At 41.9% G+C, this 13,424-nt stretch carries 15 protein-coding genes; 13 read left to right on the top strand and 2 right to left on the bottom strand.

Annotated elements, in window-relative coordinates; translation table 11 throughout:
• The first annotated feature begins 154 nt into the window (after nt 1-154).
• The 6 genes from AACT18_RS09730 to rmf all read left to right on the top strand — a co-directional run bounded on the left by AACT18_RS09730 (nt 155) and on the right by rmf (nt 7,697).
• Nucleotides 155-697 (top strand): cell division protein ZapC, encoded by a 543-nt coding sequence (locus tag AACT18_RS09730; RefSeq protein ID WP_010320557.1) that lies wholly within the window; start codon nt 155-157, stop codon nt 695-697.
• A gap of 476 nt (nt 698-1,173) precedes the next feature.
• Nucleotides 1,174-3,303: a bifunctional 23S rRNA (guanine(2069)-N(7))-methyltransferase RlmK/23S rRNA (guanine(2445)-N(2))-methyltransferase RlmL gene (rlmKL, locus tag AACT18_RS09725; RefSeq protein ID WP_094124944.1), complete on the top strand. Its 2,130-nt coding sequence runs from the start codon at nt 1,174-1,176 to the stop codon at nt 3,301-3,303.
• Between the two features lie 3 nt (nt 3,304-3,306).
• Nucleotides 3,307-3,555, top strand: a complete 249-nt coding sequence (locus AACT18_RS09720; protein WP_013856908.1) for a glutaredoxin family protein — start codon at nt 3,307-3,309, stop codon at nt 3,553-3,555.
• On the top strand, nt 3,533-5,449 hold the full coding sequence (locus AACT18_RS09715) for an ABC transporter ATP-binding protein (RefSeq protein WP_094124847.1): 1,917 nt from the start codon (nt 3,533-3,535) through the stop codon (nt 5,447-5,449). The genes AACT18_RS09720 and AACT18_RS09715 overlap by 23 nt, the downstream gene beginning before the upstream one ends.
• A gap of 9 nt (nt 5,450-5,458) precedes the next feature.
• A complete protein-coding gene (locus AACT18_RS09710; protein WP_094124846.1) occupies nt 5,459-7,354 on the top strand; it encodes a DUF3466 family protein in 1,896 nt (631 codons plus the stop codon).
• A gap of 169 nt (nt 7,355-7,523) precedes the next feature.
• A complete protein-coding gene (gene rmf / locus AACT18_RS09705; protein WP_010320553.1) occupies nt 7,524-7,697 on the top strand; it encodes a ribosome modulation factor in 174 nt (57 codons plus the stop codon).
• A gap of 136 nt (nt 7,698-7,833) precedes the next feature.
• Here rmf and fabA read toward each other — a convergent pair whose 3' ends face one another.
• Together fabA and AACT18_RS09695 are read right to left on the bottom strand one after the other, a co-directional pair.
• On the bottom strand, nt 7,834-8,352 hold the full coding sequence (fabA, locus tag AACT18_RS09700) for a bifunctional 3-hydroxydecanoyl-ACP dehydratase/trans-2-decenoyl-ACP isomerase (RefSeq protein WP_013856904.1): 519 nt from the start codon (nt 8,350-8,352) through the stop codon (nt 7,834-7,836).
• A 71-nt stretch (nt 8,353-8,423) separates the two neighbouring features.
• On the bottom strand, nt 8,424-10,067 hold the full coding sequence (locus AACT18_RS09695; protein ID WP_010320551.1) for a S16 family serine protease: 1,644 nt from the start codon (nt 10,065-10,067) through the stop codon (nt 8,424-8,426).
• 164 nt (nt 10,068-10,231) lie between these two features.
• On the opposite strand from AACT18_RS09695, the gene matP reads away from it, so the two are divergent.
• The 7 genes from matP to AACT18_RS09660 all read left to right on the top strand — a co-directional run bounded on the left by matP (nt 10,232) and on the right by AACT18_RS09660 (nt 13,273).
• On the top strand, nt 10,232-10,681 hold the full coding sequence (gene matP / locus AACT18_RS09690) for a macrodomain Ter protein MatP (protein ID WP_026027109.1): 450 nt from the start codon (nt 10,232-10,234) through the stop codon (nt 10,679-10,681).
• Between the two features lie 14 nt (nt 10,682-10,695).
• Nucleotides 10,696-11,013 (top strand): DUF3634 family protein, encoded by a 318-nt coding sequence (locus AACT18_RS09685; RefSeq protein ID WP_013856901.1) that lies wholly within the window; start codon nt 10,696-10,698, stop codon nt 11,011-11,013.
• A gap of 128 nt (nt 11,014-11,141) precedes the next feature.
• Nucleotides 11,142-11,477, top strand: coding sequence for a hypothetical protein (locus AACT18_RS09680; RefSeq protein WP_013856900.1), 336 nt, complete (start codon nt 11,142-11,144; stop codon nt 11,475-11,477).
• Nucleotides 11,478-11,996: 519 nt separating this feature from the next.
• Nucleotides 11,997-12,149: a hypothetical protein gene (locus AACT18_RS09675; RefSeq protein WP_176428338.1), complete on the top strand. Its 153-nt coding sequence runs from the start codon at nt 11,997-11,999 to the stop codon at nt 12,147-12,149.
• A 281-nt stretch (nt 12,150-12,430) separates the two neighbouring features.
• Nucleotides 12,431-12,712, top strand: coding sequence for a single-stranded DNA-binding protein (locus tag AACT18_RS09670; RefSeq protein WP_094124671.1), 282 nt, complete (start codon nt 12,431-12,433; stop codon nt 12,710-12,712).
• 19 nt (nt 12,713-12,731) lie between these two features.
• Nucleotides 12,732-12,959, top strand: coding sequence for a hypothetical protein (locus AACT18_RS09665; RefSeq protein ID WP_176429321.1), 228 nt, complete (start codon nt 12,732-12,734; stop codon nt 12,957-12,959).
• A gap of 116 nt (nt 12,960-13,075) precedes the next feature.
• Complete coding sequence (locus tag AACT18_RS09660; protein WP_094124672.1) at nt 13,076-13,273, top strand: hypothetical protein; 198 nt, start codon at nt 13,076-13,078, stop codon at nt 13,271-13,273.
• Nucleotides 13,274-13,424 lie beyond the last annotated feature (151 nt).

Genomic DNA, 13,424 nt, shown 5'->3' with positions numbered 1-13,424 from the left:
AAAAAGTGACTGGGTCAAAGTAAGAGGGAATGAGTTATTCATTTCCTCTTTTTTTTTATATTTCTGTTCTTAAAATTACATTCACTAGCTGGCAAAGGTAATTAAGCGTTTTACCTAATAGTTTGATAATTCATTAAAATTAGAGAGTGGAACGATGCTTAAACCAAGTGACAAATGGAGTTGGTATTATTCAGATAGCGAAAGCTGCCTGATGTTGTACCTTGGTGATGAGATGGTTTTTAAGACCAATCTTTACCGTAATCTGCTCGTCGATTGTGCTTTTGCTGAGAATCATTTTTCAGTCGATGATGCGAGTGCTTTCCAAACCTACAAAGAGCAAATTGCCTATTTAGGTTTAAGTGAGCCAAGACAAGCCGAATTAGCACTCTATTGTGTTGCCGCTAAGCGTTTTCATAAACCTGTCCAGCCTAAAAGTTGGTTTTTTGATCATCAAGGCTACGGTTTTGAACCGAGTGAAGGTGACATTGTTCGGTTGGTCAACGGCTACAGCCAAGGTTATTTCATCGTACTTGAGGTAGGGGACTGCGCTAGTCTTTGCGCCTTAGTCGATTTGGATGCGTTCATACTGAATGGTTCCAAACAGCTGGAATTCGGACAGGTCATTAAGGTTATGCATGACCGTATGGCTTGCGCTAATCATATTTTGCTCGAAGAGCACGTTGCTCTTGTGAGTTAACTTTTCCCTAATAGCACAACGTTTCGTTCCTTTGTTTCATTTCCCATCGGCTTAATAGCCGATTTTTTTTGCCTAGAGCTTTTCCCCAACTCAATCCTATCCGTCTGAATTCGATCTTAAATGTGAGATTTGTTCAGGATTCTGATGTTTTTTTCTTCAAAAGTGACGTTATAAACAGTGTCTACATCACTAGAAATGGCCGACATATTCCCATTTTTAGCTCATTTGTAATTAATTTACACTGTAAAAATCAATCTGGTATAGTCCAATTTTGCAGTGAATAAATACTCACTTATCCCGTAGGCCTTGCTATATCTAGTGAGATGTTTTTGCAATGCTCAAAGCTTGTCTATTTGTAAAATTGGCGAGTAGTTAAGCAATTGAATGGTTGAGAAGGCGAAAGAGACACTTTGTTTTACTCAAGCGTGGGATTGTCAGGTATAATGCGTGGTCATTTTTATCAGTAAAAGAGCAGTATGAATCAATATCTAGCGGTTACCTCAAACGGTCTTGAGAACCTATTAGTTGAAGAACTAACCAAATTAGGGATTACGGACGCAAAACCCGTGCAGGCCGGGGTAAAATTTAAAGCGTCGAAAGAGCAGATTTATCGCTGTTGTTTGTGGAGCCGTCTAGCATCAAGATTTGTTCGCGTCCTCTCTGAATTTACCTGCCAAAATGATATGGATCTTTACTTGTCGGCAAGTTCAGTGAACTGGGTTAATCATTTTCATAGTTCGAAAAAGTTTGTTGTCGACTTCAACGGCACAAATAACGAAATCCGCAACAGTCAGTACGGTGCGATGAAAGTAAAGGATGCGGTTGTCGACTGTTTCACCAAAAAGAACTTACCGCGCCCTTCGATCGATAAAGATCATGCAGATCTTCGTGTCCATGTACGCTTGCATAAAGATAAAGCCATTTTAGGGATTGATATGGTGGGCGGTGGTTTACATCAGCGCGGTTACCGTACCGAAGCGGGGCGAGCACCACTTCGTGAAACATTAGCAGCGGCTATTATTTTGCGTAGTGGATGGAGTGAAGCGAAGCCACTGCTCGACCCAATGTGTGGTTCTGGTACTTTGCTCATTGAGGCGGCCATGATGGCTGCTGGTATGGCCCCTAGTCTCAAGCGTCCAAAGTGGAGTTTCGAAGCTTTAGAGGATTTTGATGCAGAACTGTGGGCGCAAATAAAATCAGAGGCCAATGTTCAAGCAAGACGTGGTGTCAAGAAAGTTGACTGTAAGTTCTTTGGTTTTGATAACGATGCACGAGTGCTGCAGACCGCGAAAGATAACGCTCGCCGCGCAGGGGTTGAAGAACTGATTACCTTCCAGCTAGGTGATGCGGCACTGATCAAACGTCCTGAAGGGTTTGAGGATGGTGTGGTTATCTGTAACCCACCCTATGGTGAACGTTTAGGTACACATCCTGGTTTGATTGCTTTATACACGGCATTTGGTGGTCAATTAAAGGCTGAATTTGGCGGTTGCCAAGCGTCGATTTTCTCAAGCTCTGACGAATTACTCAGTTGTTTGCGTATGCGCGCTGAAAAGCAGTTTAAGTTAAATAACGGTGCGTTACCTTGTCACCAAAAGAACTACTCAATTTCATTGCGCACGGTAGAAGCGGGAGCGTCTATTTCTCAAGAATCGGTGATCGCTCCTGATTTTTCGAATCGTTTAAAGAAAAATATTGCGAAAATTGGTAAGTGGGCGAAACGTGAATCACTAGATTGCTATCGTATTTATGATGCTGATTTGCCTGAATACAATGTTGCGATCGATGTTTATCTCGACCACCTAGTGATCCAAGAATACGCCGCACCTAAGGATATTCCAGAAGAAAAGGCTAAACGCCGTTTAACAGATATCATTCGTGCCGCGATTCAAGTCACCGGAACAGAAGCAAATAAAGTGGTACTCAAAGTTCGTGAAAAACAGAAAGGACGCTCTCAATATCAAAAATTAGGGCAAATTTCTGAGACAATGGAAGTGAACGAGTATGGCGTTAAACTGATTGTCAATTTACATGATTATCTCGATACGGGTTTATTCCTTGATCATAAATTGACGCGTCGTCGCTTAGGGCAAATGGCAAAGGGTAAAGATTTCCTCAATCTATTTGCTTACACCGGCTCTGCAACCGTTCATGCTGCTTGCGGTGGAGCAAAATCAACCATGACGGTTGATATGTCTAAAACCTATTTAGAATGGGCTAAAGACAACTTAAAGCTCAACGGTCAAGTTGGACACCAGCATCGCTTTGAACAAGCCGACTGTGTGCAATGGCTAGAGACTGCAAAAGAACAATTTGATTTGATATTTATCGATCCGCCGACATTCTCAAATTCCAAACGTATGGAACACACATTTGATGTACAACGCGATCATATTAAGTTGATGGAAAATTTAAAACGTATCCTACGTCCAGAAGGTACGATTGTGTTTTCAAACAATAAACGACATTTTAAAATGGATTTAGAAGCGTTAGCTGAGCTTGGTTTAGTTGCTCAAAATATTTCAGCGCAAACATTGCCACTGGATTTTGAACGCAATAAGCAGATCCACAACTGCTGGACCATTTCCCATGCACGCAGTGAATAGGGAATGAAGTTGTTCACGCTTTACAGTACTGAAGGATGCCATCTCTGTGAGATGGCATTTCAGCTTGTTCAGCAGGCAAACATTGCTGAACAAGTACAACTTGTTGATATTGCATTTGATGATGCGCTCTTCTCTCGTTACGGGGTCACTATTCCGGTTCTTAAATACCAAGAATCCGAACTGAGCTGGCCCTTTGACCAACAAACATTACTTCATTGGTTAGAAAATAATGGCATTAATTACCATCCATAACGGTCAATTAGCATTTGGTGACCACCCATTACTCGATCATGCAGATTTCGCATTACAAGAAAATGAACGAGTTTGTCTCGTCGGCCGAAACGGTGCAGGCAAGTCGACTATGATGAAAGTTCTTGCGAGAGAAATCATCATGGACGACGGAAAAATGCAGATAGAACAAGATGTTGTTGTTTCTCGATTAGAACAAGATCCGCCTAGAGATGAAGCTGGCACCGTTTTTGATTATGTTGCTGGTGGATTAGCGGAAGTTGGTGAGTATCTAAAGATCTATCAAGATCTTTTAGATCTCATCGTTATCGATCCAAGTGAAAGTAATATCAATAAGTTATCTCGTATTCAAGAGCAGCTAGAGCATACAGGGGCATGGCGTTTTGAAGAACGTATCCAAAATGTTCTGGCGGCGTTGAAACTGGATGGTCACACCAAACTAACGGATTTATCCGGTGGATGGCAGCGTAAAGCGGCTCTTGCAAGAGCACTAGTGTGTGATCCTGATGTCCTTTTGCTTGATGAACCGACTAACCACCTTGATGTAACCACCATCGAATGGCTCGAAGGCTTTTTGAAAGATTTTAGAGGCTCGATCATCTTTGTATCGCATGACCGGACGTTCATCCACTCAATGGCGACACGCATTGTTGATCTTGACCGCGGTAAACTCAGCTCGTTTCCTGGTGATTATGATCAGTACCTTGTCGCCAAGGAAGAAGCCTTGCGTGTAGAAGAGATGCAAAATGCCGAGTTTGATAAGAAATTGGCCCAAGAAGAAGTTTGGATTCGCCAAGGCATCAAAGCGCGTCGTACTCGTAACGAAGGGCGCGTAAGAGCACTCAAGAAGCTAAGAGAAGAGCGTAATGATCGCCGTGAGGTACAGGGCAAAGCAAACTTGCAAATCGATGACGCTGCGCGTTCAGGAAAAATTGTCTTCGAAGCGAAGGATATTAGCTATAGCATTGATGGCAAAAACATTGTCTCGAACTTCAGTTTCAATATCATGCGTGGTGATCGCATTGCACTTATTGGCCCTAACGGATGCGGTAAAAGTACGCTGCTGAAACTGCTGTTGGGTGATTTACAACCTCAGAGTGGCAAATTACATTGCGGTACCAAACTTGAAGTTGCTTATTTTGATCAGTACCGTGAGATCCTCGATCCTGAGAAGTCGGTAATTGACAACTTAGCTGACGGAAAACAAGAAGTGATGGTGGCTGGGCGCCCACGGCACGCATTAAGCTACTTACAAGATTTCTTGTTTGCCCCTAAACGTGCGAGAACGCCACTAAAAGCGCTATCTGGTGGTGAGAAAAACAGACTGTTGCTTGCTCGTATTTTCCTCAAACCGAATAATTTATTGATTTTAGATGAACCAACCAACGATTTAGATATCGAAACTTTGGAACTTTTAGAAGATTTGCTTGCCAATTACCAAGGCACATTGCTGCTTGTCAGCCACGATCGTCAATTTGTTGATAATACTGTAACAACGAGTTGGATTTTTGAAGGCGATGGCAAAATTGAAGAATTTGTTGGAGGCTATCACGATGCTCAGCAACAAAGAGCTCAGGTTTTGCAGTCACGAGTTGCTGAAAATGTCAGCAATAAAGAAAAAGTGGTTGAGGAAACTCTCAAAACAGCGCCAATTAAGACAAAACCTAAAAAGTTATCTTATAAACTGCAGCGAGAAATGGATGAGTTGCCCGCAATGTTAGAGCAACTTGAGAATGATATTGAAATGCTTCAACAGCAAGTGAACGATCCTGAGTTTTTCATGCAATCAGCAGATAAAACACAGCCCGTTTTAGATAAGTTAACTGCGAAAGAGCAGGAGCTTGAAATTGCTTTCGAGCGCTGGGAAGAGCTCGAAGCAATGCAACAGGAAAGTTAGAGATTATTAATGAGTAGTAAAACATTTAAAATCACCGTAATTGCGGCCAGTATTCTGGCTGCCACTCAAGCTCATGCTGCACTTTACCAAATTGTAGAAGTGACACCCGGTAACTTAGTCGCTAATGAATATTATGGCCGTGCCATTGAGAAAAAAGTTATAACCTCAACAGAACCATACCTGGGTTGCTTTGAAATATCTTGTAGTAAATCATCTTTTCAATTAGCTGGCGATACGCTTAATGGTTCTGATGGTATTTCCTATCGTGATGAAGTGCCATTCAAAATGGATAATCGTTTTGTTTACCAAGATATTGATGATCTCAAAAACTATTGCTCTAACGAACTCGGTTATTCTACTTGTGCTGCCTGGGCCGATAAGCAGTGGCACGGTTTTAAGTATAACGGTGTTGAAACTGGTGGTTTAAAACGTGAACGCGATGCTTGGGATAATGGCAGTTATCTACAAAATGCAGCAGCCTTTGTAGGCTCATCGAAAGTAGCATTGCCTTTTGGTCCTATTGAAAATACTCAGAATACCGTTTTAACTGGGTTAGACGGCACTGCTGCCTTTGGTATTACGAGCAGCGGTTACACACAGTCTGGAAGTAATTACGCTCTAGGCTACCGTCAACGTGGTTTTTATAATGGCAATATTTTAAACCCACCAACAGATACGTCTATTGTTAGCGATACTAACAATAAAATTGTTGAAAAAATGGGTCGAACATTTGCCTATGATGTATTTGGTGATAGCCCAAATAAGTTTGTAGTCGGCAGTGCATCGGTAAGCTCTTACCTAACTGGAAATAGCGATGACGACAATAAAGATTATAACGGTGATGTTAACTCTTGTGTGAATGATGGTCTCGATCCACAGTTAACTCGTCAGTGTCAAAATTTTGCTTTTGCCACTCAAGCCTATATTTGGGATGTGACAGATACTAGCAATATAAAGAGTTACCGCGTAACAGGTTGGATTGGCGATGTCACCGCTAATCGCAGTGGCTATTCGGCACAAGCAAGTGTAAGAGGCGCTGCTATTCCTACATCAGGTAATTACGCTAACAAGCCGGTTATGGCCGGTTTTAATACCTATCGCGATGACAATGTGTTTAGAATGCAAGCAACGGTATTCTATCCCAAGGATGCTTATACACAACCAGCTAATGATGTATGGGAAAGTAAAGTTATTTTTGGCACAGAACTGAAAGTGGATGGAGATGTGATTTATTCCAACTCATTAGCGACTGATATTAATAATAATTTAATCGTGATCGGTGAAACAAAACGTCGAGGCGATAAACCTGAAAGCGGCGCAGCAGCGAATCGTATTTTCGTGGCAGATGCTAATAGCGGAACACCTGTAGCTAACTATCTATCGGGCGGCATTTTCTTTACTGGTGCTGGCGGTGAAGCGAGAGCGATCAACAATTTCAATGAAATTGTCGGTCAAATCGATGCAGAAAAAGGTCGTGAAGATGGAGGCAAACAACGTCGTCATCGTGGCTTTATCTATCCTTTCAACGGTACAGGGAGTAATGCAGCAAGAATGGCATTGTTCCAGAACCAAGGTTGGTGGTTAGATGATCTAACCAACGGTGGGGCTTACTCACAACATAATAACCAGTTCCGTATTTTTGAAGCCTCAGATATCAACGATGATGGTGTGATTGCAGCAAGTGCATTTAAATGTACTGGTGGCTATGACGATTTCTCCCATAATTCATACTGTACTTCTGGAAGTGAAAGCGTTGTCGCGATTAAACTGATCCCGATTGCTGGCGCGACGGCTAGCGATATTGAAATCCGTAGCACGGCACTTCCACCCGTTGAACGTAAAGGCGGTAGTATGGGGTGGATTACTCTGACACTACTTGCTCTCTTTGGGTTCCGCAGAAAATAATTAAATAGTGTAAAGAATGGCGCAAGTTCACAATTTAGAATCTGCGCCTTTTTTGTAACTTGAGAAAGTCGAATTTTTGAGCAATTCTTAATTGTGGCGTAACAGATATGCCATGTAGATTTAATAGTTGTATGTAAGACACAAGTTACTGTATGAGGACTACACTATGATGAAGAGACAAAAGCGTGATCGCCTTGAAAGAGCACAGTCTCATGGGTATAAAGCTGGCTTAAACGGACGTTCCGTAGAGGCTTGCCCTTATCAACAAACGGACGCTCGTTCATATTGGCTAGGTGGTTGGCGCGATGCCAGAGATGACAAACAAGCTGGTCTCTACAAATAAACTCCCACATACATGCAAAAGGATTTAAGCCCCGGAAGGGGCTTTTTAGTATTCAAGCCACACTAAAGCACTATAACTAAGTGTTTTGATGAGAAAAAAGCGACTCTATGAGTCGCTTATGAATAATTTAACGTCATTAAAAAGCAGAAGTATCTTGGAAAAGACCTACTTTTAAGTCCTTTGCAACGTAAATCTCTTTGCCATCGACAAGAACGCGACCATCAGCTAGGCCCATTACAAGTTTACGGTTAACAACCCGTTTCATCGTGATTTCGTAAGTTACTTTTTTTGCTGTTGGTAGGATCTGACCTGTGAACTTAACTTCACCAACACCTAATGCCCGGCCTTTTCCTTTGCCACCAACCCAGCCAAGGAAGAAACCAACCAGTTGCCACATCGCATCTAAACCTAAACAGCCAGGCATTACAGGATCGCCAGGGAAATGGCAATCGAAGAACCATAGATCAGGAGTAATATCTAACTCAGCAAGAATAAGGCCTTTACCATACTCGCCCTCGGTTTCTGACATTTTGGTGATGCGGTCCATCATCAACATATTTGGCGCTGGCAATTGAGGGTAGCCAGGCCCAAAAAGCTCACCTTGGCTAGAGGCTAGTAAGTCTTCACGATTATATGAATCTCGTTTATTCTGCATTATCAGTTACTCCAATTTTTGATAGGGTGCATATTAGGGAACACGTGTACGCTAAACAACTCCGATCAGTGCTACACAAACCAGTTTTTAATGCGCTCTGCAATACTGTGTGATTGGTCATGCCTTTCAAAGTTTTCAATACGTTGAGCAATTTTATTAATGATGCTTTCTTCGTCATCGCCTCTGAATGACGCACCCATGAGGATCGGTACGGCTTCATCAACTGTAGCGACTGGCCAAATATGAAATTCATCATTTTTAATGCTATTGACTACATCTTTATGAAGCGCAAGATGTTTTAGATTTGTTCTTGGTAGAATGACGCCTTGTCCACCCGTGAATCCCTGATGCTTACACACATGGTAGAAGCCTTCAATTTTTTCGTTTAGCCCGCCAACAGCTTGGACTCGCCCGAATTGATCAACCGCACCTGTCACAGCGATTTGTTGGTTAATGGGATGTTCAGATAAAGCGCTTACTAAAGAGCATAACTCGGCTAGTGATGCACTGTCGCCATCCACTTCGCTGTATGATTGTTCGAAGACAACTGAGGCCGAATAGGGAAGCGGTGCGTCAAGGTTCATTGAGCTGCTTACAAAGGCTTGCATTATCATCATGCCTTTTGCATGCAAATTACCACCGAGCTCGGCTTTGCGTTCGACATCGGTAATATCACCGTCACCAAAGTGCACAACGCATGAGATACGAGCTGGTTCACCATAGGAAAGAGGATGGCCAGCAACATCGATCACCGTTAATCCATTGACTTGGCCGACTTGTTCGCCTTGAGTTTCGATAATTACCTGTCCATCAAGTATGTCGTCGAGTGCTCGTTGCTGCAGATAAGACTCTCGATAATAGCGTTTGTCTAAGGCACTTTCGATATGAGATTTAGTAATCGGATACTGATTTGACTCTAAGGCCGCTTCTTCTATGAGTGTTCTGTGCCATATTACACATAACGGTGTGTAATGTTGATCTTCCGTGAAACGGGCACCTGCGGTCATAAGAGCAGGAATGGCATCTTCAGTCAGTGTAGGGAGTTGGTATTCTTCAGATATCCAACGCAAATAAGCGAGGTAGGTCAATATCGATTGTTCATCAATTTTCAGGTCCAACTCTAATTCGGTGTAGAAACAAAAGCTTGAGCGGACGTCTGCATCCAAATAGTCGACATCGGCTAACTGGTTCCTATCACCTAAAATGATCAGTTTGACCTCATATTTTTTAGAGATTGGTGAGGGGTGTGGTGATTTAGCATCACAATTAATGGGGCTTACATCTTCGCCTAATACTGCCGCTTTTAATAATGGCCACATTTTAGGATTAGCCAGCAGCATATTAGCGGAGATCAGAAGATAACCACCATTGGCTTTATCCAATAAACCAGGAATTTCGCTGGTGATAAGCCCATTTTCAGCGCGGTATTGGCCAAAGATAGTCCCCATATCGAGGGACTCTGTACAAATAACGTGCGAGTTTGGCTTTATTACTTGAAGTTTTTGACTGACTAATTGACGATAGATTGAGTTATCTGGCGCGTTGATCAACATCACTCGTGTAAAACCTTTCAATTGAACAAACTGCTGAATAGCGGTTGCTAGTCTGGGCTGTGTGTCGAGTAATGTTACCGGAGATAGACTAGGGTACTGAGCTAGTTGCGAGTGGAATTGATCATACTGAGGTGTGACTGAACGCCAAATATTTTGAGTCATTGAAATCTAGTGTTTATTAAAAGAAGCCAGATTATATAGAAAAATAGCAATGTCTAACAGCTCCATTATTATGCTTGATCTTGTTCGCTTTTTTGAATCCAAAAATTGAACTCTGAACGATGGTGGGTTACGCTGTCACCCTAACTTGGCATGGATTTTACGTTATGAAATATCAACAGCTTGAAAATTTGGAATCGGGTTGGAAGTGGCAATACTTAATTAATAAGTGGAAGGATGGCGAAACAATCACTCGTTATGTAGACAAAAGTGAAGCTCTAGCTGCAATTGAACAGTTAAAAAAAATAGAGCATGAACCCAATCTGGTTCTTGGGTGGATTGATCAGCACATGTCACTTGAACTGAGTAATAAACTCAAGCAAGCAATTAGAGCCAAACGCAAACGCCACTTTAATGCCGAGCAACTACACACCAGAAAGAAATCTATCGATCTCGATTATCGAGTGTGGGAAAAACTATCATATCGAGCCAATGAGCTTGGTTGCACTTTGTCTGACGCGATTGAATACCTGTTAAGTGAAGCATCTCGTAGCGAAAAAGCGAGTAGAACCGTCTCAAGTTTAAAAGAAGATTTAAGTAAATTACTGTCTGAATAAGAAAGGAGATAAAAATGTTGTATGTCATTCTGGCTGCTGCTGCAGTTATCTTTTGGTTAGTCGCTGTTGATCGGCCTATATTGAGAGTTAAATTCAAAGATGGTGTCGTAGCACAAGTTAAAGGTCATTTCCCTCCAAGTTTTAAACATAATGTGACTGAGATTGCTGAAAAGACAGACTTGAGCGGCGAACTAAAAGTTTACCAGCAGAGAACGGGTGTTAAGTTGGTTTTTTCTAAAGACGTACCTAAAAAAATTCAACAGCGTATTCGCAATGTTTTTCCTCATCAGGGATTTCATACAAAAGAGCAACGAACCAAGAAGTCACATTGAGTCTGCCATTCTTAAGTTACAGATTGTTTTCATTAAAAAACGAACATCGTCGAAACGATTAACTTTACACATCGTCCATTTATAACTCGCTGATATCATGATGGAAATCTCTGTAAAGGTTCTCGACGATGAAAAAAATCTGTGTAGTTATCATTTCGTTAGTGATAGTAGTTTTCTGTTCAAAGGGTTATGCCGACGATTCAGAAAGTAATCCTGTCGCGAAATCAATAAAACAGCAAACGCTTAAAGCTCTTAAAAAATATAGATCTAAGCTTGATGGATATTGTGACGTGATGATCGAAATGAAGCATGTTCAAAGTTATGCAGAAATTGTAGGCGTTGGGACAAACGGTGATTACCAAATCTGCGCGAAAGCAAAATCTAAAATTAAGATAGGCAAAAAATTTAAATATAAAGTTCCAGAGAAATACATACGGATACAAATCAATGCAGCAGAGTTATGAGTAAGGTGTGATTTCACTGTGAAATGAAAATTTGGATGTATGGTTTCAATTGCTATTATGGTTAACAAATCAGAGTGCGCATTATGTGGCGCGTCATTATGTTGAGGGGCAGTCGTTAGTACCATTGCGTCAGCACTGGCGACTTCATTTTTGCAGAACGTGGGCAGCTTGCTGAGTCGTTCTGCAAAAATGAACCCGTAATATAATGTCGGATAATACGAATTCAGGTGTTTTCCCTACTGCTTAAAAATGCTTCGATGATGACTGTAAGCAATTTAACTATTGCTGTTAGCAACTTTAACATACCGTTCTCCTTTATCACGTTGACCACTAAGCCCTGAAACCTTTTCAGGGCTTAGTGGTGACTATATTGCTTTTCTTATCTCGACTAAAAATAACGCCAGTTGCTGTAATAAAAACAAGATGTTAGTGAATGTATGTCGAATGTCATCAACAAGACTTTGTTTTTAATAGGCTCGATTTTCTCTGCTATACGCTACGCTCGCGTGTAGAGAGAAAATGAGCAGCCAAGCGGAAAGAACGCTAAGCCGTTCTCATCATGCCGACACCGCGCGGCAGTTTCACTCAACGCATTTTGGGACTATCTCGCGCCTCAGTGTGCGACTTTCACGCCACTGCGTGACATTCCATGACGACCAAGCGACGGAATGACGACGACGAGAACTGTGAAGGAGAGCGTGGAGTGGCTTAGTGCGAATGGATGCGGATGCAGGCTTCATCCTGAAGACGGCGCCGCACCATCGCACAAGCAATCACGTAATCGGCCAAAATGGCCGCGAAGCGGTTCGGGTTCCTGTTACACCCGAACTAACTCCGGAATTCCGGAATTTTTCACGTGTTTTTTCAACACATCTCACTTTGATTTTTCCGCGATGATCTTTTTTTGTTGTTCAACAAATTTGACTATATATCTGATTGATAAGGATTCACCCATGCTTAAAATTGAAATATTCAAAGAGAACGAAAACCTCCATACTCGCACTATACCGGGCAAAGACGGCAAGCAGCCGAGAACGATTTACGAACAAACCGCTTATGCCTACTTAGGCGGTAAATTTCCCGTTGAGATGAAGCTCAATTTAGAAGAAGGCCAACCGCCTCATGTTGCAGGATTTTATACAGTTCACAGCTCTAGCTTTGTTATTAATAACTTCGGTGGCCTTGAATTAAAACGCTTTGGCTTGTTGTTAACCTCACTCGAACCCGACTTATAAATAAAGGCTAGGGGGCTGTATGGAAAACGTCAGTTTAGGGCTATCTGAGCAAGTGAATTCTTGCTCTTTCGCAGACCTTCTCACAAGGAGCAAGGCTACGAATTTACCACCTCAAGAGCATTCGTTAAAACGTTGGGATGAGAATGAAATCGATGAATTAAAGCGTGTTTTTTATCGTGGTGACTCCATCGATAATATTTGTGAACATCTCGACAGGCCATTTATGCACCGAGTACATTATGGATAATCAGGTTTACATGTACGAGGAGCTGTGTCCTAGGTGTTATGACTTCTGGCAAATAGGCCTTGAAGACTCACTCAAGGATTACCGCAAATTCAACAACATCACCTCTGGAGTAAAGTGTGAAAAAGATCTTCTACAAGGGCGGCGTCAGCATGGTTAATCGCCAAGATGACCCAATGTATCAATGCTCATCTTGTTATAAACCGTGGTTCCAAGATGAAATCTTTACAGGGCTAGCGATTATGCAGCCGCAATGTCCATCCTGTGGGGCTGTCATTCGTAAGCTCACCAAAGACCAACCGTTAATCACGCGATAATCGTTCTCAACTGTTATAAATGCTTCTTTATGGCAGTTGAAATCTGTTACAAAAATCATCCGTAAAACCAAAACATCAAAGTACGCATTATATATCTTATGTTAAATAAATCGGGTTTTTAGTTAAGTTCATAAGTAGATCTATTTCAATC

This window comes from Vibrio sp. V04_P4A5T148, assembly GCF_963875605.1.
Taxonomy (GTDB): domain Bacteria; phylum Pseudomonadota; class Gammaproteobacteria; order Enterobacterales; family Vibrionaceae; genus Vibrio; species Vibrio anguillarum.
This window is presented reverse-complemented; position numbering and strand designations above follow the sequence as displayed.

Coding starts and splice junctions, on each gene's coding strand:
- rmf (WP_010320553.1), top strand. CDS start 7,524: ATGAAGAGACAAAAGCGTGATCGCCTTGAAAGAGCACAGTCTCATGGG.
- AACT18_RS09695 (WP_010320551.1), bottom strand. CDS start 10,067: ATGACTCAAAATATTTGGCGTTCAGTCACACCTCAGTATGATCAATTC.
- AACT18_RS09685 (WP_013856901.1), top strand. CDS start 10,696: ATGTTGTATGTCATTCTGGCTGCTGCTGCAGTTATCTTTTGGTTAGTC.
- AACT18_RS09720 (WP_013856908.1), top strand. CDS start 3,307: ATGAAGTTGTTCACGCTTTACAGTACTGAAGGATGCCATCTCTGTGAG.
- AACT18_RS09670 (WP_094124671.1), top strand. CDS start 12,431: ATGCTTAAAATTGAAATATTCAAAGAGAACGAAAACCTCCATACTCGC.
- AACT18_RS09710 (WP_094124846.1), top strand. CDS start 5,459: ATGAGTAGTAAAACATTTAAAATCACCGTAATTGCGGCCAGTATTCTG.
- fabA (WP_013856904.1), bottom strand. CDS start 8,352: ATGCAGAATAAACGAGATTCATATAATCGTGAAGACTTACTAGCCTCT.
- AACT18_RS09730 (WP_010320557.1), top strand. CDS start 155: ATGCTTAAACCAAGTGACAAATGGAGTTGGTATTATTCAGATAGCGAA.
- AACT18_RS09680 (WP_013856900.1), top strand. CDS start 11,142: ATGAAAAAAATCTGTGTAGTTATCATTTCGTTAGTGATAGTAGTTTTC.
- AACT18_RS09715 (WP_094124847.1), top strand. CDS start 3,533: ATGGCATTAATTACCATCCATAACGGTCAATTAGCATTTGGTGACCAC.
- matP (WP_026027109.1), top strand. CDS start 10,232: ATGAAATATCAACAGCTTGAAAATTTGGAATCGGGTTGGAAGTGGCAA.
- rlmKL (WP_094124944.1), top strand. CDS start 1,174: ATGAATCAATATCTAGCGGTTACCTCAAACGGTCTTGAGAACCTATTA.
- AACT18_RS09665 (WP_176429321.1), top strand. CDS start 12,732: ATGGAAAACGTCAGTTTAGGGCTATCTGAGCAAGTGAATTCTTGCTCT.
- AACT18_RS09675 (WP_176428338.1), top strand. CDS start 11,997: ATGAGCAGCCAAGCGGAAAGAACGCTAAGCCGTTCTCATCATGCCGAC.